The 20,148-nt window shown below is 55.7% G+C and carries 20 protein-coding genes; all 20 read left to right on the top strand.

Going from position 1 to position 20,148, the window contains the following annotated elements:
- Positions 1 to 4 precede the first annotated feature (4 nt).
- The gene (locus tag MWC30_RS10750) at positions 5 to 367 is read left to right on the top strand and encodes a NifB/NifX family molybdenum-iron cluster-binding protein (RefSeq protein ID WP_244084177.1); all 363 of its coding nucleotides are present in this window, start codon (positions 5 to 7) and stop codon (positions 365 to 367) included.
- Complete coding sequence (locus MWC30_RS10745; protein ID WP_244084176.1) at positions 354 to 2,075, top strand: PAS domain-containing sensor histidine kinase; 1,722 nt, start codon at positions 354 to 356, stop codon at positions 2,073 to 2,075. Before MWC30_RS10750 ends, MWC30_RS10745 begins: the two co-directional genes overlap by 14 nt.
- A gap of 4 nt (positions 2,076 to 2,079) precedes the next feature.
- Positions 2,080 to 2,457: a response regulator gene (locus MWC30_RS10740; protein ID WP_244084175.1), complete on the top strand. Its 378-nt coding sequence runs from the start codon at positions 2,080 to 2,082 to the stop codon at positions 2,455 to 2,457.
- A 150-nt stretch (positions 2,458 to 2,607) separates the two neighbouring features.
- Positions 2,608 to 4,740, top strand: a complete 2,133-nt coding sequence (locus MWC30_RS10735; RefSeq protein WP_244084174.1) for a SulP family inorganic anion transporter — start codon at positions 2,608 to 2,610, stop codon at positions 4,738 to 4,740.
- Positions 4,741 to 4,787: 47 nt separating this feature from the next.
- Positions 4,788 to 6,023, top strand: a complete 1,236-nt coding sequence (locus MWC30_RS10730; RefSeq protein WP_244084173.1) for a response regulator — start codon at positions 4,788 to 4,790, stop codon at positions 6,021 to 6,023.
- A gap of 34 nt (positions 6,024 to 6,057) precedes the next feature.
- Positions 6,058 to 6,723, top strand: a complete 666-nt coding sequence (locus tag MWC30_RS10725) for a hypothetical protein (RefSeq protein ID WP_244084172.1) — start codon at positions 6,058 to 6,060, stop codon at positions 6,721 to 6,723.
- A 450-nt stretch (positions 6,724 to 7,173) separates the two neighbouring features.
- Complete coding sequence (locus MWC30_RS10720) at positions 7,174 to 7,683, top strand: response regulator (RefSeq protein WP_244084171.1); 510 nt, start codon at positions 7,174 to 7,176, stop codon at positions 7,681 to 7,683.
- A 163-nt stretch (positions 7,684 to 7,846) separates the two neighbouring features.
- Positions 7,847 to 8,218, top strand: a complete 372-nt coding sequence (locus tag MWC30_RS10715) for a response regulator (protein WP_244084170.1) — start codon at positions 7,847 to 7,849, stop codon at positions 8,216 to 8,218.
- Between the two features lie 116 nt (positions 8,219 to 8,334).
- Positions 8,335 to 8,766, top strand: a complete 432-nt coding sequence (locus MWC30_RS10710; protein ID WP_244084169.1) for a response regulator — start codon at positions 8,335 to 8,337, stop codon at positions 8,764 to 8,766.
- Between the two features lie 64 nt (positions 8,767 to 8,830).
- Positions 8,831 to 9,385 carry a CBS domain-containing protein gene (locus MWC30_RS10705; protein WP_244084168.1) on the top strand — a complete coding sequence of 185 codons (555 nt, stop codon included), beginning with the start codon at positions 8,831 to 8,833 and terminating at the stop codon, positions 9,383 to 9,385.
- Positions 9,386 to 9,463: 78 nt separating this feature from the next.
- Positions 9,464 to 10,945, top strand: a complete 1,482-nt coding sequence (locus MWC30_RS10700; RefSeq protein WP_244084167.1) for an SLC13 family permease — start codon at positions 9,464 to 9,466, stop codon at positions 10,943 to 10,945.
- Between the two features lie 162 nt (positions 10,946 to 11,107).
- The gene (locus MWC30_RS10695; RefSeq protein WP_244084166.1) at positions 11,108 to 12,841 is read left to right on the top strand and encodes an SLC13 family permease; all 1,734 of its coding nucleotides are present in this window, start codon (positions 11,108 to 11,110) and stop codon (positions 12,839 to 12,841) included.
- Between the two features lie 26 nt (positions 12,842 to 12,867).
- Positions 12,868 to 13,311, top strand: coding sequence for a universal stress protein (locus MWC30_RS10690; protein WP_244084165.1), 444 nt, complete (start codon positions 12,868 to 12,870; stop codon positions 13,309 to 13,311).
- A gap of 23 nt (positions 13,312 to 13,334) precedes the next feature.
- Positions 13,335 to 13,769, top strand: a complete 435-nt coding sequence (locus tag MWC30_RS10685; RefSeq protein ID WP_244084164.1) for a response regulator — start codon at positions 13,335 to 13,337, stop codon at positions 13,767 to 13,769.
- 558 nt (positions 13,770 to 14,327) lie between these two features.
- A complete protein-coding gene (locus tag MWC30_RS10680) occupies positions 14,328 to 14,789 on the top strand; it encodes a response regulator (protein ID WP_244084163.1) in 462 nt (153 codons plus the stop codon).
- A 60-nt stretch (positions 14,790 to 14,849) separates the two neighbouring features.
- Positions 14,850 to 15,281, top strand: a complete 432-nt coding sequence (locus MWC30_RS10675; protein ID WP_244084162.1) for a response regulator — start codon at positions 14,850 to 14,852, stop codon at positions 15,279 to 15,281.
- 64 nt (positions 15,282 to 15,345) lie between these two features.
- Positions 15,346 to 15,900 (top strand): CBS domain-containing protein, encoded by a 555-nt coding sequence (locus MWC30_RS10670; RefSeq protein ID WP_244084161.1) that lies wholly within the window; start codon positions 15,346 to 15,348, stop codon positions 15,898 to 15,900.
- 83 nt (positions 15,901 to 15,983) lie between these two features.
- On the top strand, positions 15,984 to 17,462 hold the full coding sequence (locus MWC30_RS10665) for an SLC13 family permease (RefSeq protein ID WP_244084160.1): 1,479 nt from the start codon (positions 15,984 to 15,986) through the stop codon (positions 17,460 to 17,462).
- 176 nt (positions 17,463 to 17,638) lie between these two features.
- On the top strand, positions 17,639 to 19,372 hold the full coding sequence (locus tag MWC30_RS10660; protein ID WP_244084159.1) for an SLC13 family permease: 1,734 nt from the start codon (positions 17,639 to 17,641) through the stop codon (positions 19,370 to 19,372).
- 56 nt (positions 19,373 to 19,428) lie between these two features.
- Complete coding sequence (locus MWC30_RS10655; protein ID WP_244084158.1) at positions 19,429 to 19,863, top strand: response regulator; 435 nt, start codon at positions 19,429 to 19,431, stop codon at positions 19,861 to 19,863.
- Positions 19,864 to 20,148: the final 285 nt, after the last annotated feature.

Below are 20,148 nucleotides of genomic sequence, written 5' to 3'. Positions count from 1 at the left end.
CATCGTGAAAAAAATCTTGATCTCGCTCTACGGCAATGATGTGGCTCCACGGTTTGATCTGGCAACGGAAGTCCTCATCGCTTCCATGGGAGAGGACGGCCAGGTGGTGGACGAAAAAATCCTGGTGCTCCCCCAGGCTTCGGCGGAGAAGCTATGCCACATGGTTCTCACCGAGGATGTACAGACCGTCATCTGCGGCGGCATCGAGGAGGAGTACTACCAGTATCTGGTTTGGAAGCGCGTCGAGGTTCTGGATTCCGTCATAGGCCCCGCCAACGTGGTGATGGACCACTACCGGCAGGGAACGCTTCAGTCAGGAGACATCCTGCTCAAACGGAGGCAGAGGGAAGGGGATGAAAATTCATGAGTGGTTCAAAAGTTTTCACCTGTTAGAGTTTCCTGAAGAGGGGGAATCCCCCGTCCGCTACCGCTTGCTCCGCCGGAACATGCTCATTTTGATGCTCCTCACAACCATAGTGCCGCTCTTTTTCATGGCAGTCGTCAACTATTATCAGTACCAGAACGCCCTCAAGGACGAAATCGTCAACCCCCTGCGGGTCCTGGTGAACAAAACGAAACATTCCTTTGAGTTATTCCTCGCACAGCGCCTCTCCACCGTCAGCTTCATTGCCTCGGCCTATCCCCTGGAGGAACTGGCCGATGAAAACGCTCTCAATCGCATTTTTCGGGTGATGCGCCAGGAGTTCGGCGGGTTCATCGACATCGGCCTCATCGACGAAAGGGGCATCCAGATCAGCTACGTCGGGCCCTATGACCTCAAGGGAAAGGATTACACGGAACAGAGCTGGTACCACGAAGTGGTGATCCGGGGCACCTATGTCAGCGACGTCTTCATGGGATACCGAAAATTTCCCCACCTGGTCCTCGCCGTGCAGCGGCGGACAGATGCGGGAAAGACCTGGATCCTTCGAGCCACCATCGATACGGAAAAATTCAACGATCTCATTGCTTCCATGCAACTGGACCCCAGGAGCGACGCCTTTTTGCTCAACAAGAGCGGCATCCTCCAAACCCCTTCCCGATGGTATGGGGGCATCCTCGACCAATTTCCCATGCCTCTGCCCCCCTTCAGCACGGAAGCCAATGTCGTGCAGATGAGGGACTCACATGGGCAAGACGTTCTTGTGACCTATACCTATTTTGTGAATTCACCTTACATCCTGGCCGTGGTGAAACACGAGGGGGAAGTATTGAGGGCCTGGTACACCCTCAAAACCGAGATATTTTTTATCTTCGTTTTCAGCGTGGTTGTCATTGTTCTGGTCATCCTCAAGCTCACCGAAGTCATGGTTAGGCGGATGCAGGAAAGCGACGAGAAGCGGGAAGCCGCTTTCCGCCAGATGGAGCACACCCACAAGCTCTCTTCCATCGGGCGACTCGCCGCCGGCGTGGCCCATGAAATCAACAATCCCCTGGCCATCATCAACGAAAAAGCCGGATTGATGATGGATCTCCTGGAATACAGCAAGGATTTTCCGGAGAAGCAAAAATTCACCTCTCTCACCGACGTCATTCTGCAGTCCATCAACCGATGCCGCTCCATCACCCATCGGCTCCTGGGATTCGCCCGCCGCATGGAGGTGCAGATCGAGGTGCTGGACCTCAACGAGGTCCTGCAGGAAACCTTCACTTTCCTGGAAAAAGAGGCTCTCTACCGGAACCTGGACGTGCGGCTTCAACTTGCCCCGGATCTTCCCCGCATCGCTTCCGATCGGGGACAGTTGCAGCAGGTCTTTTTGAATCTTTTGAACAACTCCTATGCTGCCGTGGAAGACGGTGGGGCCGTCACTGTCACTTCCTACGAGAAGGACCTGGATACCGTGGCGGTGTCCATTCAGGACAATGGCTGCGGTATGTCCGAGGAGACCATCAAGCACATCTTCGAACCCTTTTTCACCACAAAAAAGGGGACCGGAACGGGACTTGGGCTTCCCATCACTTACGGCATCATCAAGAAGCTTGGAGGAGAAATCGAGGTGCAGAGTAAAGAAGGCAAAGGGACCACCATGACGGTCTATCTGCCCAAGAAACCCAAGAACGGAGTGGGAGCTTAACACCATGAACGAATGGAAAGTGCTTCTGGTGGACGACGAGAAGGAATTTGTCACGACGCTCTCCGAGCGACTGCATTTGCGGGGCGTGCAAGCCCAAACGGCTTTCGATGGACAAGAGGCTTTGCGCCTGATCGAGGAGGATCCCCCCCAGGTGGTGGTGCTGGACATGATGATGCCGGGCATGGGCGGCCTGGAGGTCCTGGAGCGCATCAGACGGTGGCATCCCGACATCCCGGTCATTTTGCTCACGGGACACAGCTCCACAAAGGACGGGATGAAAGGCATGCGTTTGGGGGCCTTCGATTACCTGGTGAAGCCTCTGAACATTGGGGAGCTCATAGAAAAAATCCGCAAGGCAATGGAGTCGGTGCAAGAAAAATGAAGGGCATTGCTTCCGATTCAGAGAAAGGTGGGATTCCGGGGGGCAGTTGTGAGCGGGCGGTTTTAGGGGCGACTCCGTGCTGACGGATGAGCGCACACTTCGGGAAAAAGTGATTCGGCACAAGCATGAGGGTGGGAGGACATTGGATTTATGATACGGCGAATCTTTCCGTTTATCGACTGGTTCAAGGACGTGAACCTCATGACCCTGCGACTGGACTTCGTGTCCGGCCTCACAGTGGCGTTGATTTTGATTCCCCAGTCCATGGCGTATGCACAGCTTGCTGGAATGCCCGTGCACTACGGCCTTTATGCGTCCCTGCTTCCGCCCTTTCTGGCGGCCCTGTTCGGCTCCAGTCGGCAACTGGCCACGGGTCCCGTGGCCATCGTTTCCCTCATGACCTCGGCAGCCCTGGGTCCCATGGCCACTACCGGAAGCGAGGCCTTCATCGCTTACGCCATTCTCCTGGCCCTGATCGTGGGAATTTTTCAGCTGACTCTCGGGGTCCTGCGCCTGGGCCTGGTGGTGAATTTCCTTTCCCACCCCGTTGTGAACGGCTTCACCAATGCGGGCGCCATCATCATCGCAACATCCCAGCTGGACAAAATGTTCAATGTGTCCGTAGACAGTGCAGAGCATCATTACGAAACCATCTACCGGGTCCTTCGCGCGGCGATGGATTACACCCACTGGCCCACCCTGGGACTGGGAGTCCTGGCGTTTGCCATCATGTACGGCTTGAAACGCCTGGATAAACGGATTCCCTATGTTCTGGCGGCTGTCGTCGTCACCACTGTCATCTCCTGGGCCACCGGCTACGAGCACAATGCCAACGCCCCCGCCCAGGCCATCGTTTCGGAGGATGCGCAGAAGCTGATCGCCGATTTCAATGCGGCGGTGAAGGAAAATGAAAAGCTCGGCGCGGACCGGGCAACCCTTACCGGCAAAATTGCCGAGGCCGAGCACTCCTATGGGCCCCGTTCGACCCCCTACCTGGATCTGCAGCACCAGGCTTTGGTCGTCTCCACCCGCATGGAACAGCTCAAGGAAGACGCCCACGTTTTGAGAACGAAGCTGCGGGAATTTCTCTTTGTAGGTGTGCAGGATCCGGACGGGAAGCTCACGTTCCACATCCGGGGGCAGGAGCCGACGGGAGCTCAGACCGACGGGCGGGTCTGGAGGCTGCGCGTGGGGAATAAGGCCCTGGATCTCAATGCCTTGCCCATGAAGGGCGGAGGAAGCGTCATTGGGGCCATTCCGGCAGGTTTGCCGTCTCTCAGCCTTCCCAAGATTGATTTCAAGGTCGCCCTGCACCTGCTGCCCATCGCGGCCATCATCTCTCTGCTGGGATTTATGGAAGCCATCTCCATCGCCAAGGCCATGGCCGCCAAAACAGGACAGCGCCTCGACCCCAACCAGGAGCTCATCGGGCAGGGACTGGCCAATATTTTGGGGGCTTTTGGAAAAAGCTTCCCGGTGTCCGGCTCCTTTTCACGGTCGGCGGTGAACATCCAGACGGGAGCCGTTACCGGCCTCGCCAGTGTCTTTACGAGCCTTACCGTGGGGATCGTGCTCCTCTTCTTCACCCCTCTTCTTTATCACTTGCCTCAATCTGTTCTGGCGGCGGTCATCATGATGGCGGTCACAGGTCTGCTCAACGTGAGCGGCTTCATCCATGCCTGGAAGGCTCAATGGTATGACGGCCTCTTTTCCATCATCACCTTCATCTGCACCCTCATTTCAGCGCCCCACCTGGACAAGGGAATCATGGTGGGTGTGCTGCTCTCCCTGGGCATGTTCCTCTACAAGAGCATGCGCCCCAAAGTCACCACCCTTTCCATGTCCCCGGATCGATCGTACCGGAGCGCCAAGGAATTCGGCCTCAAGGAATGCAGGCATATCGCCATGATTCGCTTTGAAGGCTCCCTGTTCTACGCCAATGCCGGGTATCTGGAAGACCAGATTTCCGATTTGATGCTGAAAAAAAGGGAGCTCAAGCACATTCTCATCGTGAGCAACGCCATCAACGATCTGGATGCGTCCGGGGAAGAAATGCTCTCCCTCATCGTCGACCGCATTCGGAGCGCCGGCTACGACATCTCTTTTACGGGGGTCAACGAAAAAGTCCTTGCAGTGATGAAACGCACCCACTTATATGAAAAAATAGGTGAGGGAAATATCTTTCCCACCATGCAGCAGGCGGTCGAGATCGTGCACAAGCGGGCGCATACTCAGTGCAACGAGGAGGCATGTCCCCTGCTGTCGGTTTGTTTCATTCGTTGATATCATAATAAAGGCCGTTCCGCCCTTTTTCTGGAGGATAAGATACCATGTCTGTCATCACTCTTTTTAGCGGCTCCTATTGTAACGGCGACGAAGTGGCCCGAAAAGTCGTTGAAATGTCGGGCTATACATTGATGAACGAGGAGGCGCTGATCGCTGAAGCAAGTACTCAGTTCGGGATGGACGAGGGTAAATTGACGAAGGCCCTCATGGGTAAGACCTCAGTCTTCAATAAGTTCACTCATGAAAGAGAACGCTCCCTGGCCTGCATGAAGATGACCCTGGCTCAGATCCTGAAATCCAGGGACAATCTGCTGTTCAGGGGATTTTCAGGCCTCATGATCCCTGCCGACATTTCCCACGTCCTCAAGGTTTGCGTCATCGCGGACCTCAAATATCGAGTCTCCGTGGCTGCAGAAAGGGAATCCCTGTCTGAAAAGGACGCCCTGAAAACAATCCACAAGGAGGATGAAAGCAGGGTCCTCTGGGTGGAACACCTCTTCAATCAGAAGGATCCCTGGAACCCGGCGCTTTACGATATGCTCATTCCCATGGACAAGACCAGTGTGGAAGAAGCGGCCGCTCTCATATTCACCAACGTGAAGAAGGATGTCCTGAAGGTTTCGGATAAGTCCCGCCTGGCGGTGGAGGATTTCAATCTGGCAGCTGAGGTGGAGATGAAGCTCGTCAAGGAGGGGCATTATGTCTCCGTTTCCGCCAAAGAGGGGGAGGTGACGCTGGTCATCAACAAGCACGTGCTCATGCTCTCCTCCCTGGAAGAGGAGTTGAAGCGCATTGTTCAGGGAGTGCCCGGGGTGAAGGGTGTCCAGACCAAGGTGGGCTCCGGCTATTATCAGACGGATATCTACCGGAAGTTCGATTTTGATGTTCCCCTGCCCTCGAAGGTCCTGGTGGTGGACGATGAACGGGAATTCGCTCAGACCCTTTCCGAGAGACTGCAGATGCGCTCCATGGGGGCGGCTGCCGTCTACGACGGTGCCGAGGCCCTTTCGATGGTGGACGAGGAAGAGCCCGAGGTCATGGTTCTCGACCTTAAAATGCCTGGTGTGGACGGTCTGGAAGTCCTGCGCCGGGTCAAGACGGAGCATCCCAACGTGGAGGTCATCGTTCTGACAGGTCATGGCTCCAAAGAAATCGAGAAGGAGTGTCTGGCCATGGGGGCCTGTGCGTACCTGGAAAAACCTGTGGACATGGATACCCTGACCCGGACCATGAAGGAAGCCTATGCCAAGATCCAGGAGCGGGAGAACCGTAAGGATTGATGCCGAGAGACAATCGACCGGTGGGAGGTGGGAAATGGGCGAGAGAGAAGCAGTTTTCCTGGGGAGGGTGACAGCGGGTTTTACTCATGAGCTGAAAAACGTCCTGGCCATCATCAAGGAATCCACTGGCCTCATGGAAGATCTCCTGTCCATGACTCCCGAAGGATCCTTTCCCCACCGGGAGCGTTTCAACCGGGCGCTTTCCACCGTGCTGGAGCAGGTAGGGCGTGGAGTGGAGCTGTCGACCCGCCTCAACCGCCTGGCCCACACTCCCGATGTCGCTCTCGGGTCCGTGGAACTGGATGAAGCCTGCAGACAGATGGTGCTCCTCTGTGAACGGTTTGCCCGCCTGAAGGGAGTGACGCTCAAGGCCCTGCCGCCCGTCGAAGGGCAATCCACCGCCGTGACATCCCCCCTGCAGTTCCACCTGGCCATGTTTTATGCTCTTGAGGCCCTGTGGAGCCAGTTGACCCAGGGAGGCGAAGTGACGCTTCAGGTGAAAACCAGTGGAAATGAAGTTCTGGTGGAAATGACCTGCTCCGGTACCGAGGAGGGGACCGAAATGTTTGCCGGCCGTGTGACCACCTGCGAGCCTTGGTGCCTCAGTGGAGCTGTCATGGAAATTCTCGGAGGCAGGCTCATATGCGGCCCGGCGCAGTACGGGTTTACCCTTGCCCTGCCCGTGGAATCCTCTGCATGAGCGTCTGAGCTCCGGTCATGATCCAGCTTTCCGTGCAGCCTCCTGACCGCCACCCGGGCACGAGCAAAGGCGACGGTCAGGAGGCTGCCGTCGGCCTGCCGGAAGGGAGCTGCACGGCGAAAGCACGTAGCCTCTAACGTCAAAGGGATGCCCTTCCTTTGAAACCCCTACGGCAAATCACCTCGACTGCCTCTTGATGCTGCTCCCTCTCTCGATGCATTACAGTTCATGAATTGTATCTTTATGTTTCATATTGATTTTAATCAAATGTAACAATATGTTTCATTTTAGATCATTCTGCGTGCATCTTTCTCTTGTTCAGCGTTAAGTATTTGTAATAATTATTTTGTTATTAATGGCACAATCCTTGCCATGAGAAGGGAGCCAGTGGGCTGTCAAGAACCACGGTTCCCTTTTTTCTTCATTTAGAAGAATGTTGGGGGACTCTGGATGGATGATCAAGGGCTTCTAGAGGCGTGCGTGCGCTCCCCGACGCATGGGGAGCAGGGTGGAGAGACCGGGTTGCCTGAAAGCAAGGGAGCTAGACTTCTCATCATCGAAATGGATGATCTCTTTCGCCGCAACATCTCCGAGCGCTTGCGCATGGAAAACCATCAGGTGTTCGATGTGAGTGGAGAGAATGAGGCGAAGCGGATCATTCAGCGCATGGATTTGGATGTCGTCCTGCTGGGGTTGGGGGGGCTCAAGAAACGTGGTTTGGCTCTGCTGCGTGAAATCAAACGTTTACGTCCCCACACGGAAGTCATCCTCCTGACTCCGTCGGAAGATCTCTCCCTGTCGCTCTCCATCGAGGGCATGAAGGCAGGGGCCTTCGATGACCTGCTGGTCCCTTTCGACATGGAAACGCTTCTGGAGCGTGTCAGGGAGGCATATGCCGGGAGGATGCGGAAAAAAGAGGAGCGCAAGCCGCTCCATCGCAGACCCGACGGGAAGCGGTAGCATGGAAGGATCGGAGCTTGAGTCGGAGGTCCTCCTCATGGAGGCGACCGGTAAAAATTTGAATCTCCGGGTGTGCGCGAACCTTGGGCGCGCACCCAGGGCCAATGAAGCTCCGTTGCAAAGGTGGAGTGGAGTCTAATGACGAAAAGAAGAGGGATGGACAGTGGCCAGATATAAAGTGTTGCTGGTGGACGATGAAGAAGAACTGGTGCGGGCGCTGGCCGAGCGCCTGGAAATCCGTCAACTGGAATGTGAAGTGGCCTTGAACGGCGAAGAGGCCCTGCGGATGGTGGAAGACAATCCTCCCCACGTGATCCTGCTGGATCTGAAAATGCCCGGTATGGACGGAATGGAAGTCTTGCGGAGGGTCAAAAAGAGCCATCCTGAAATCCAGGTGGTCGTTCTGACTGGGCACGGGTCCGAAAGCGACGAGCAGATCGTGCGCCGTTTGGGCGCCATCGATTACCTTCAAAAACCGGTGGATATCCGGGAGCTGGTGAAGGCCCTGGATTATGCGTATGCCGCGAGGGATTGAAATGGAAGGATGCGCGGGGGAGATGACATGGCCGATGGAAGCCTTGGGAAGTCCCTCGGATGAGGTCGTGATCAACTGGAAAAGACGGATGGTATGGCAGACGAAGGAGGGAAGGGATGAAGATCAGGGTGCTTTTGGTGGATGATGAAAAACAATTTGTGGACGTGCTGGCGGAGCGTCTCGAAACGCGGGATTTCGATGTCACCATCGCCTACAGCGGGGATGAGGCCCTGGAGGCCGTCAAGTCAAAACCTTTGGATGTGGTGGTCCTGGATGTGCTCATGCCCGGGAGGGACGGCATTGAGACGCTGGTGGAAATCAAGAGAATCAAGCCGATCCTGGAAATTATCATGCTGACGGGCAACGCGACGGTGGAATCCGCCGTGGAGGGCATGAAGATCGGCGCCTTCGATTACCTCATGAAGCCAACGGAAACCAAGGACCTGGTGGGAAAGATCGTCACGGCCTACAAACGGAAGGCGGAACACGAAGAGCGGATTCGCAAAGCGGAGATCGACCGCATCATGACAACGAGAGGGTGGGGATGATGGGCAAGAGCCCCCGCTCCAGCGCCCTGACTGCTTTTCCATTTTTATTTTCAAGGAGTTTTGTATGAAGTCCATTCTAGTCAAGCAATTGATGGTTCCCCTGGAGGATTATGCGACGGTCTCGGAGGAGGCCACGCTGTACGAGGCGGTGATGGCGCTGGAAGAGGCCCAGAAGAGCCTCGATCCCAGGCGCCAGAAGCACCGGGCCATTCTCGTCTACAACGCCCAAAAGCAGATTGTCGGCAAGCTCAGCCAGATCGATGTTCTGCGAAGCCTCGAACCCAAGTACGAAGATATCGGGGACATGAAGGCCATTTCCCGGTTTGGGTTCAGCCGGGAATTCGTGACCTCCATGCTGCGCAACTACGGGCTGTGGGAAAAGCCCCTCCAGGACATTTGCAGGAAGGCTGCCCATAAAAAGGTGAAGGACATCATGTACACCCCCGGCAAAGGGGAAATCGTGGCGGAGGATGCCACCCTCAATACGGCCATCCATCAGCTCATCATGGGCCAGCACCAGTCACTCCTGGTGACCCGCGGGGAGGCCATCGTGGGGATCCTGCGGTTGAGCGACGTCTTCGAGGAAGTGTGCAACGCCATGAAGGAATGCGCTTTGTAGAGTCGGCACGGGGAACGTGTGGCGGGGAAGAACCGGGTGGGAAGAAACATCGAGGATGTGAAAGATTAAGGAGTACATATGAGTGCTGCAGTGAATGCTGAGCGTGAGGCGAGCAACATCAACTGGACCCGCATCATCTGCCTGTTGGCGGGTCTCATTCTGTTCTTTGTCGTTTATTATTCCCCTCCCTGGCCGGATGCCGTCGATCCCATGGGCAAGCATTTTGTGTTGTCCAAACAGGGGAAGGGAGCATTGGCGGTCTTTCTGCTGGCCGGCACCTGGTGGGTGTTTGAAGTCTTGCCCATCGGGGTGACGAGCCTTGCCATCGGGGTGTTGCAGGTCCTTTTCATGATCCGCAAGCCCGAGGACGCATTTCGGGATTTCATGGACCCTTCGGTCCTCTTCATCTTCGGCTCTATCGTCATCGGCATGGTCTTCACCAAGACGGGGCTCACCAAGCGCCTGGCGTACAAGATGCTCATCATCGTGGGGGAAAAGACCAGCATGATCCTGCTGGGGGCCTTCGTGGTGACGGCGGCTCTCACGCACATCATGGCGCACACCGCCGTGGCGGCAACGGTCTATCCCCTGTTTCTGGTGATCTACGCCCTCTACGGGGAGGATGACAAGCCATCCAATTTCGGCAAGGCCCTCTTCATCGGCATGGCCTACGTGGCAGGGGCCGCCAGCATCATCACCCTCCTGGGTGCTGCCCGCGGTGCCGTTGCTGTCAGTTTTTTCAAGGAAATCACCGGGAAAGAAGTCTCCTTTTTCAACCTTACTTATTACATGGCACCCATCGGCTGGTCCATGGTGTTTCTGCTCTGGGGATTCTTCATGATCTTCCTGAAGCCCGAGAAAAAAACCATTCCAGGACTCCGTGAGCGTGCCAGGGAACTGTATGCTGATCTGGGCTCGGTCAGCCAGAGAGAAATTCTTGCCGGCCTGATCATTTTCAGCGTCATTCTTATCATGTCTTTGCAATCTTTCGTTCCCGCCCTGAAGCCACTCAACAAATCTGCAATCCTTCTCGTTTCAACACTGCTTTTCTTCATTGTGGGAATCCTTGACATCGAGGACCTGGAAGCCATTCCCTGGAACATCATCCTGCTTTTCAGCGGGGCCATGAGCATCGGCTTCTGCCTGTGGCAGACGGAAGCGGCCAAGTGGCTGGCCGTCAACTGGCTGGTACTCTTCAAAAAGGCCAACTGGTTCATTTTCGTCATGGGTATCGCGTTCTTCGTCATGGTCATGACCAACTTCATCATGAACGTGGCGGCCATCGCCATCTCCCTTCCCGTGGCCCTCGTTCTTGCTCCCTACCTGGGTGTGGCGCCGGAAGTCATCCTGTTTGCCTCCCTCGTGACGGCGGGCATGCCCTTTATGCTCCTGGTGGGGGCGGCGCCCAATGCCATCGCCTATGACTCCAAGCAGTTCACCAGCGGGGAGTTTTTCAAATACGGTGCCCTGGCGAGCCTGATATTGATGGTTGTCGTGGCTGTGGCGGCTCTGGTCATTTGGCCCATCATGGGAATGCCCGTCACCGTAGCCGCCGGTTAGCAGTTGCCATGACGACCGCTTTTGGGAGGTAGACTGAAGGCTGCGACCTTTGGTGCTTTACACGGTTGGGACCTGGCGGGACGAAAAGCCTTATTCTCCAGCCACGTCCGAAGGGCCGGTCTACAGTCCCGCTTTTTACCGAGAGAGGAGAGGAACCCCTAAATGAAACGATTCGCGCTCTTTTGCTTTTTTCTGTCATTATTTTTCATTGCAGCGGCTCCGGTGACGGCAGCCGAAGAAGGCCGGGAGGCCTCAGGGCCACAGGACACCCTCATTGTGGCGGGCACCATCGTCAATTCCCAGGGCAAGCCCATCAAGGAAGTGGCAGTTCATTTTTACGTGAACGGCGTAAAGGTCGAACTGGAGGAAGAGGTCAGCACCTCCAAGGCCGGGCGCTATGAGGCGGAGCTCTTCCTGCCGAGGGGGACGCTCCCGGGTGCGCGGGTGGAGATCGAAGCAGGGAAGCCTGCCTACAAAACAACGGAGCGTGTGGCCCTGGCAAACGTTTTGAAGGAAAAGACCGATGACGCCGGCAATGTCAGCTACCTGGCCCATCACGGTTTTACCCTCCAGCGGGCCATCACCCCGGCCTTCTGGATTGCCACCCTGGTGCTGCTCGTTGTTTACGCCCTCATCGCCTTCGAGCTCATGCACCGGACGCTGGCGGCTTTCCTGGGGGCTTCCGTCCTCCTCTTCATCACCTACCTGGTGGGGACCTTCAATTCGGATTATGTCATCCTCACCTTTGAAGATGCCATGCACGCCATCGACATGAACGTCATCTTCCTCCTCATGGCCATGATGATGATCGTGGGCATCCTCAAGAAAACCGGTGTATTTCAATGGATGGCCTACAAAGCTTACCAGCTGGCCAAAGGCAATGTATACGCTCTTGCAAGCATCCTGATGGTGATCACCGCTGTGGCTTCCGCGTTCCTCGACAATGTCACCACCATGCTGCTCATCATTCCCGTGACCATCGAGATCGCTCTCACCCTCAAAATCGATCCCGTCGCCTTCCTCATGCCCGAAGTGTTCGCCTCCAATGTCGGCGGAACGGCGACCCTCATCGGCGACCCGCCCAATATCATGATCGGCTCCTACGCCAAGCTCTCCTTCGTGGACTTCGTGCAGAACCTGTCCGTCATCTGCGCCATCGGCCTGGTCTTCAGCCTGGTATATTTCATCTTTCTTTATAAAAAGGACTACTTGAAAGCTCAGGTGGGAGATGTGCAAACGATGATCGCTCACCTGCGGGAAGAATACAAGATCACCAACAAGACCCTGCTGATCCAGGGGGGGATCACCATGGGGATTGTCATCGCTCTGTTCATCGCCCACGGTGCCCTTCACATGGAGCCCAGCATCGCGGCCATGGTGGGGGCTGCCGTCCTCATGGCCATCAGCCGTGTGGACATCGTGGAAATGATCGAGCATGAAATCGAATGGCCGACCCTCATCTTCTTCATCATGCTCTTCATCGTGGTGGCCGGGGCTGAAGAATCGGGCCTCATCCAGGTCATCGCCGAATGGGTGAAGGACATGTCCCAGGGCTCCCTCGTGGCGGCCATCCTCATGATCCTCTGGGTTTCAGCCATTGCCTCGGCCTTCATCGACAACATCCCCTTCACGGCCACCATGCTTCCCATCGTGGCCTACCTCAACACGGTCATTCCGGGAGCGGAGCACGGTATCCTGTGGTGGGCATTGGCCCTGGGGGCCTGCCTTGGGGGCAACGGGACCATGATCGGGGCGAGCGCCAATGTCGTGACGGTGGGCATGGCCGAGCGGGCCGGCTATCATATTTCGTTTATGAAATACATCAAGATAGCCGCGATTCCCACCCTCATCACCATCATTCTCTGTACCTTCTGGCTTTTGGTGGTGGAAATCTGAAGATGCAGATCATCCAGGAGCAGCGTATGTCCTATAAAAGTATCGTGTGCGGCGTGACGGGATCCGCTCACGCCCAAAAGGCGGCATTGAAGGCTGCCGTCATGGCCAGGGAGAATGATGCTCAACTGATCTACGTCTACGTCGTGGATACGGATTTTTTCAGAAAAGGCATTGCGGTGGAGCTGTCTTCGCACTCCATCACCGAGAGCCTGCAGCACCTGGGGACGCATATCCTGGGGGTTGCCGAGCAGCTGGCCCTGACCCAGGGGGTCACGCCCAAAAAGATCGTCAAGACCGGGCGTATTTTGGAGGCCCTGCAGGAAGTCGTGAAAGAGGAAAAGGCCGATCTGCTGGTTTTAGGCCATGAAGAGCGAACCTTTTTTGAAAAAGTCCTGTTCAAAGGGGACGTGGAATCCCACGTGGAAGAGCTCAAAAAGAAGACCGGGATCGATGTCTCGGTGGTGAGATAGAAAATGAGAAAGGGGAATAAACGATGGTACAGGTCACAGTGATGTTGGTCGACGATGAAGTTCCTTTTGTGGACGCCATGACCAAGCGCCTCAGCAAGCGGAATCTGCGTATTCTGAGTGCGCACAGTGGTCAGGAAGCCCTGGAGAAGCTGGGGTCCGAAGGGAGTGTGGATGTCGTCATTCTGGATGTCAAGATGCCCGGCATGGATGGAATCGAGACTCTTCGGGAAATCAAAAAGGCCTATCCCCTCGTGGAAGTCATCATGCTCACGGGTCATGCAACGGTGGAAACGGGCATTGAAGGAATGAAGCTGGGGGCCTTCGACTACCTCATGAAGCCCTGCGACATCGATCAGCTCATGATGAAGGTCCAGGAAGCCAAGAGCCGGAAGGACCAGCACCAGCAGAAGATCATCCAGGCGCGGGTCAACAAAATCGCACTGACGCGCGGCGATTGATGGAAAAGAGCTCCATTTCCTCCGCAAAGCCGGTGGATCACTCATTACACTCATTGAGAATGTTGCATTATGTATCGTTTTAAGCTGACTAAATGTACTAAAATGTTTTATATTGTTTCGAACTCTGTTTCGTACGCCACTTTCCTTATGCTAAGTGTTTGGAATCACTGTTAGGTGAAAAATGGAACACTCTTTGCTATCTAAGCGAGGAGGTGAAGGAAAATGGCACGGTGAGGGGCTTTGTGGAGAGGGTGTGGACCTGTACTCGGTATCAGCAGGTTGCCGGTCCCTTTAAGACAGTCCGGTATGACCCATAAGAAACGAAGGAATGGAGCATTGCTGCCGGCGTTTGGCGTTCCTTGATGCCGGCTCAGCCAAATTTTAAATAGGTTACAGGGTTCGGAAGCACCGAGCAGGATTCTTCCGAAGGGTACCAATCTGATAGTCGGGCCGCTATTGCCGCCACAGGTGCGGATAGCGGCCTTTTGTATGAGGGCTGCTGTTCTCACGTACGTGTGGGGAGCGGCCCTTTTTTTATGCCCGATAGACAGGGATAAGATGTTGATTTTTCAGGATGCAGGGGGCTTCGGCTTGCTGGAAGCGGTACAAGTCAAGATTCTCATTGTCGAAGCGGACGAAGTGTTTCGCCGCAACATCTCTCAGCGTTTGAGACTGGAAGGCCATCAGATCCATGAGGCTGGTGGCGAGAACGAGGCGAAGCTGATCATTCAGCGCATCGATGTGGATGTCGTCCTGCTGGGGCTGGGGAAACTCAAAAAACGCGGCATGGTTCTGCTCCGTGAAATCAAACGCATTCGTCCTCTCACCGAAGTCATGCTCCTGACTCCTTCCGAGGAGCATTCCCTCTCCCTTTCCATCGAAGGTATGAAGGCGGGGGCTTTCGATGAACTGCTCGTGCCCTTCGACATGGAAACCCTGTTGGGGCGTTTGGGAGAGGCTTATAGGAAGAGACTGCAGAAAAAAAGAGAGGGAAAGCCGCGTATGCGCGTACGTTCATAATAAGGGGCAGGTGATCCAACTGAAAAAGAGGGAAGGGGTGAAGATGAAGGAGCGAAGACAATGAAGATCAGGGTGCTTTTGGTGGATGATGAAAAACAATTTGTGGACGTGCTGGCGGAGCGTCTCGAAACGCGGGATTTCGACGTCACCATCGCCTACAGCGGGGATGAGGCCCTGGAGGCCGTCAAGTCAAAACCTTTGGATGTGGTGGTTCTGGATGTGCTCATGCCCGGCAGGGACGGCATCGAGACGCTGGTGGAAATCAAGAGAATCAAGCCGATCCTGGAAGTCATTATGCTGACGGGCAACGCGACGGTGGAATCCGCCGTGGAGGGCATGAAGATCGGCGCCTTCGATTACCTCATGAAGCCGACGGAAACCAAGGACCTGGTGGGAAAGATCGTCACGGCCTACAAGCGGAAGGCGGAGCAGGAAGAACGGATTCGCAAGGCCGAGATCGACCGCATCCTGTCGACGAAAGGGTGGGGTTGATGGGCAAGAGCCCCCGCTCCAGCGCCCTGACTGCTTTTCCATATTCTGTTCAAGGAGTGTTTTTATGAAGTCCATTCTGGTCAAGCAATTGATGGTTCCCCTGGAGGATTATGCCACGGTCTCGGAGGAGGCCACGCTGTACGAGGCCGTGGTGGCCCTGGAAGAGGCCCAGAAGAGCCTCGATCCCAAACGCCAGAAGCACCGGGCCATTCTCGTCTACAACGCCCAAAAGCAGATTGTCGGCAAGCTCAGCCAGATCGATGTTCTGCGAAGCCTCGAACCCAAGTACGAAGATATCGGGGACATGAAGGCCATTTCCCGGTTTGGGTTCAGCCGGGAATTCGTGACCTCCATGCTGCGCAACTACGGGCTCTGGGAAAAGCCCCTCCAGGACATTTGCAGGAAGGCGGCGCATAAAAAGGTGAAGGACATCATGAATACCCCCGGCAAGGGGGAATTCGTGGCGGAGGATGCCACCCTCAATACGGCCATCCACCAGCTCATCATGGGGCAGCACCAGTCGCTCCTGGTGACCCGCGGGGAGGCCATCGTGGGGATCCTGCGGTTGAGCGACGTCTTCGAGGAAGTGTGCAACGCCATGAAAGCCTGTGCGCTTTAGAGCCTTGATCTCGGAAATCAACCCGCTGTGACGTATTTGAAACGACGAACCGCACTGAAGGATGCGGAGCATAAGGAGTTTGTATGAGTGCTGAGGTGGGTGCGACACGTGAAGCGAGCAACATCAACTGGACCCGCATCATCTGCCTGTTGGCGGGTCTCATTCTGTTCTTTGTCGTCTATTATTCCCCCCCCTGGCCGGATGCCGTCGATCCCATGGGCAAGCATTTTGTGTTGTCCAAACAGGGGAAGGGAGCATTGGCGGTTTTTCTGCTGGCGGGCACCTGGTGGGTGTTTGAGGTCCTGCCCATCGGGGTGACGAGCCTCGCCATCGGTGTGCTCCAGGTCCTTTTCATGATCCGCAAGCCCGAGGACGCATTTCGGGATTTCATGGACCCTTCGGTCCTCTTCATCTTCGGCTCTATCGTCATCGGCATGGTCTTCACCAAGACGGGGCTCACCAAGCGCCTGGCGTACAAGATGCTCATCATCGTGGGGGAAAAGACCAGCATGATCCTGCTGGGGGCCTTCGTGGTGACGGCGGCTCTCACGCACATCATGGCGCACACCGCCGTGGCGGCAACGGTCTATCCCCTGTTTCTGGTGATCTACGCCCTCTACGGGGAGGATGACAAGCCATCCAATTTCGGCAAGGCCCTCTTCATCGGCATGGCCTACGTGGCAGGGGCCGGCAGCATCATCACCCTTCTCGGCGCCGCCCGCGGCGCTGTCGCTGTCAGCTTCTTTTCGGGAATTACGGGCAAGGAAGTCAGCTTCTTCAACCTCACCTACTACATGGCTCCTATCGGGTGGACCATGGTGTTTCTGCTCTGGGGATTTTTCATGGTTTTTCTGAAGCCGGAAAAGAAAACCATTCCGGGCTTGAGGGCCCGTGCCAAGGAGCTCTACACGGATCTTGGTTCCGTCAGCCGAAGAGAGATTCTGGCCGCTGTCATCATTTTCGGGGTCATCCTCATCATGTCCCTGCAATCTTTCGTCCCGGCCTTGAAGCCACTCAACAAGTCAGCCATCCTACTCATTTCCACCATTCTCTTTTTCATTGTGGGGATACTCGAAATCGAGGATCTGGAAGCCATTCCCTGGAACATCATCCTGCTTTTCAGCGGTGCCATGAGCATCGGCTTCTGCCTCTGGCAGACGGAAGCGGCCAAGTGGCTGGCCGTCAACTGGCTGGTGCTTTTCAAGAAGGCCAACTGGTTCGTTTTTGTCATGGGCATCGCCTTTTTCGTCATGATCATGACCAACTTCATCATGAACGTGGCGGCCATCGCCATTTCCCTTCCCGTGGCCCTCGTGATTGCCCCCTACCTGGGCGTGGCTCCGGAAGTCATTTTGTACGCCTCCCTCGTGACGGCGGGCATGCCCTTCCTGCTCCTGGTGGGAGCGGCGCCCAATGCCATCGCGTACGATTCCAAGCAATTCACGAGCGGCGAATTCTTCATGTACGGACTCCCGGCAAGCCTCATGCTCATGGTAGTTGTCGCTTTGGCAGCTCTCGTCATCTGGCCTGTGATGGGAATGCCCGTTACGGTGGCCGGGTAGACCCGGAGGACAATGCTGCTGCCTGAACCAACTTTCGTCATCCTGGCAAAAGCCGGAATCCAGGAAAATAAAGGCTTTCCGGCCCCCGGTTTTCAGCGGGGCGACCTTGAGTCAACAACGTCGGAGCCGGAGAAAGCCTTCCAGGATCTTCAACCCTTGAAGAAAGGAAACTTTTGATGAAACGATTCCATCGCTGCTATTATTTTCTCCTGTGCTTCATGCTCTTTGCGGCTCCTGCCATTGCTGCCGAAGAAGGCCGGCCGGTCCCAGGCCCTCATGACAGCCTCATCGTGGCGGGCACCATTCTCAACTCTCAGGGCAAGCCCATCAAAGAGGTCACCGTAAATTTTTACGTCAATGGCTCCAAAGTCGAGCTGGAAGAGGAGGTCAGCACCTCCAAGGCCGGCCGCTACGAAGCGGAGCTCTCCCTGCCGTCGGGCACCCTTCCCGGAGCCAGGATCGAGATCGAAGCGGGAAAGCCGTCATTCAAGACGACGGAGCGCGTTGCCCTGACGAATATTTTGAAGGAAAAAACCGATGAGGCCGGCAATGTCAGCTACCTGGCTCACCACGGTTTTACCCTCCAGCGGTCCATCACTCCGGCCTTCTGGATTGCCACCCTGGTATTGCTCGCAGTTTACGCCCTCATCGCCTTCGAGCTCATGCACCGGACGCTGGCGGCTTTCCTGGGGGCTTCCATGCTGCTCTTCATCACCTACCTCGTGGGGACGTTCAATTCGGATTATGTCATCCTCACCTTTGAAGATGCCATGCATGCCATCGACATGAATGTCATTTTTCTCCTCATGGCCATGATGATGATCGTGGGAATCCTCAAGAAAACCGGAGTGTTTCAATGGACGGCCTACAAGGCTTACCAGATGGCCAGGGGGAATGTGTATGCTCTTGCCTCCATTTTGATGGTCATCACGGCCGTGTCATCCGCGTTCCTCGACAATGTCACCACCATGCTGCTCATCATCCCCGTGACCATCGAAATCGCACTGACCCTCAAGATTGATCCCATCGCCTTCCTCATGCCGGAAGTGTTTGCTTCCAACGTGGGGGGAACGGCGACCCTCATCGGCGATCCGCCCAATATCATGATCGGTTCCTACGCCAAGCTCTCCTTCATGGACTTTGTGCAGAATCTGTCCGTCGTGTGTGCCATAGGACTGGTCTTCACCCTGGTTTACTTCATCTTCCTGTACAAAAAGGATTATTTGAAAGCTCAGGTGGGGGATGTCCAAAAGATGATCGAGCAGTTGAAAGAAGAATACAAGATCACCAACAAGACGCTCCTCATCCAGGGCAGTATCACCATGGCGATTGTCATCGCCCTTTTCATAGCCCACGGTGCCCTCCACATGGAACCCAGCATCGCCGCCATGGTGGGGGCTGCCGTCCTCATGGCCATCAGCCGGGTGGACATCGTGGAAATGATCGAGCATGAAATCGAATGGCCGACCCTCATTTTCTTCATCATGCTCTTCATGGTGGTGGCCGGGGCTGAAGAGTCCGGCCTCATCCAGGTCATCGCCGAATGGGTGAAGGACATGTCCCAGGGGTCTCTCGTGCTGGCCATTCTCATGATCCTGTGGGTTTCCGCCATCGCCTCGGCCCTTGTGGACAACATCCCCTTCACCGCCACCATGCTTCCCATCGTAGCCTATCTGACCACGGTGATTCCGGGAGCCGAGCAGGGAATTCTCTGGTGGGCACTGGCTCTCGGAGCGTGCCTCGGAGGCAACGGGACCATGATCGGGGCGAGCGCCAATGTGGTGACGGTGGGCATGGCCGAACGGGCCGGCTATCACATCTCCTTCATGAAATACATCCAGATAGCGGCAATTCCCACCCTCATCACCATCGTCCTCTGTACTTTCTGGCTCCTGGTGGTGGAAGTCTAATAGAGGGGACCCGTGTCTCATCAGTCATACAAATATAGAAAAAGGGGAATAAACCTATGGTACAGCCCACCGTGATGCTAGTCGACGATGAAGCTCCCTTTGTGGACGCTATGACCAAGCGTCTGAGCAAGCGAAATCTGCGCATTCTGAGTGCGCACAGCGGTCATGAGGCCATGGAGAAGCTGCGGTCGGAGGGGAGCGTGGATGTCGTCATTTTGGATGTCAAGATGCCCGGCATGGATGGAATTGAGACCCTCCGGGAAATAAAAAAGACGTATCCCCTCGTGGAAGTTATCATGCTCACGGGGCATGCAACGGTTGAGACGGGCATTGAAGGGATGAAGCTGGGGGCCTTCGACTACCTCATGAAACCCTGCGACATCGATCAGCTCATGATGAAGGTCCAGGAGGCCAAGAACAAGAAGGACCAGCACCAGCAGAAGATCATCCAGGCCCGGGTCAACAAGATCGCATTGACGCGCGGCGACTGATGGAGGGGAATGTAGTGCCATCGTCCGGATCCTGGCACTTGGAGTGACACTTTTTCTCCACACCCCGCATTGACCGCCTGCAAAGGGACTCACCCTGCACAGGAAAATCTCCCTTTGCAGCGTATTTTCCCGGCGCTCCCCCTTGTCTGGGGAGCCCGGGAATTCTCCCCTCCATCATAATCTGCGTGACACCCATCTCAAGGAAGTTTAAAGATAACTGAGGCTTCGCGGATGAACGTGAAAATGCCACAAGAAGGATTCCCCCCTGATGGGGATTGGGGGGTG

Source organism: Desulforhabdus sp. TSK, from assembly GCF_022836495.1.
Lineage (GTDB): Bacteria > Desulfobacterota > Syntrophobacteria > Syntrophobacterales > Syntrophobacteraceae > Desulforhabdus.
This window is presented reverse-complemented; position numbering and strand designations above follow the sequence as displayed.

Excerpts from the sequence above, each read along its gene's own strand:
- MWC30_RS10745 (WP_244084176.1), top strand. The coding sequence starts at position 354 with ATGAAAATTCATGAGTGGTTCAAAAGTTTTCACCTGTTAGAGTTTCCT.
- MWC30_RS10740 (WP_244084175.1), top strand. The coding sequence starts at position 2,080 with ATGAACGAATGGAAAGTGCTTCTGGTGGACGACGAGAAGGAATTTGTC.
- MWC30_RS10735 (WP_244084174.1), top strand. The coding sequence starts at position 2,608 with ATGATACGGCGAATCTTTCCGTTTATCGACTGGTTCAAGGACGTGAAC.
- MWC30_RS10730 (WP_244084173.1), top strand. The coding sequence starts at position 4,788 with ATGTCTGTCATCACTCTTTTTAGCGGCTCCTATTGTAACGGCGACGAA.
- MWC30_RS10725 (WP_244084172.1), top strand. The coding sequence starts at position 6,058 with ATGGGCGAGAGAGAAGCAGTTTTCCTGGGGAGGGTGACAGCGGGTTTT.
- MWC30_RS10720 (WP_244084171.1), top strand. The coding sequence starts at position 7,174 with ATGGATGATCAAGGGCTTCTAGAGGCGTGCGTGCGCTCCCCGACGCAT.
- MWC30_RS10710 (WP_244084169.1), top strand. The coding sequence starts at position 8,335 with ATGAAGATCAGGGTGCTTTTGGTGGATGATGAAAAACAATTTGTGGAC.
- MWC30_RS10705 (WP_244084168.1), top strand. The coding sequence starts at position 8,831 with ATGAAGTCCATTCTAGTCAAGCAATTGATGGTTCCCCTGGAGGATTAT.
- MWC30_RS10700 (WP_244084167.1), top strand. The coding sequence starts at position 9,464 with ATGAGTGCTGCAGTGAATGCTGAGCGTGAGGCGAGCAACATCAACTGG.
- MWC30_RS10695 (WP_244084166.1), top strand. The coding sequence starts at position 11,108 with ATGAAACGATTCGCGCTCTTTTGCTTTTTTCTGTCATTATTTTTCATT.
- MWC30_RS10690 (WP_244084165.1), top strand. The coding sequence starts at position 12,868 with ATGTCCTATAAAAGTATCGTGTGCGGCGTGACGGGATCCGCTCACGCC.
- MWC30_RS10685 (WP_244084164.1), top strand. The coding sequence starts at position 13,335 with ATGGTACAGGTCACAGTGATGTTGGTCGACGATGAAGTTCCTTTTGTG.
- MWC30_RS10680 (WP_244084163.1), top strand. The coding sequence starts at position 14,328 with ATGTTGATTTTTCAGGATGCAGGGGGCTTCGGCTTGCTGGAAGCGGTA.
- MWC30_RS10675 (WP_244084162.1), top strand. The coding sequence starts at position 14,850 with ATGAAGATCAGGGTGCTTTTGGTGGATGATGAAAAACAATTTGTGGAC.
- MWC30_RS10670 (WP_244084161.1), top strand. The coding sequence starts at position 15,346 with ATGAAGTCCATTCTGGTCAAGCAATTGATGGTTCCCCTGGAGGATTAT.
- MWC30_RS10665 (WP_244084160.1), top strand. The coding sequence starts at position 15,984 with ATGAGTGCTGAGGTGGGTGCGACACGTGAAGCGAGCAACATCAACTGG.
- MWC30_RS10660 (WP_244084159.1), top strand. The coding sequence starts at position 17,639 with ATGAAACGATTCCATCGCTGCTATTATTTTCTCCTGTGCTTCATGCTC.
- MWC30_RS10655 (WP_244084158.1), top strand. The coding sequence starts at position 19,429 with ATGGTACAGCCCACCGTGATGCTAGTCGACGATGAAGCTCCCTTTGTG.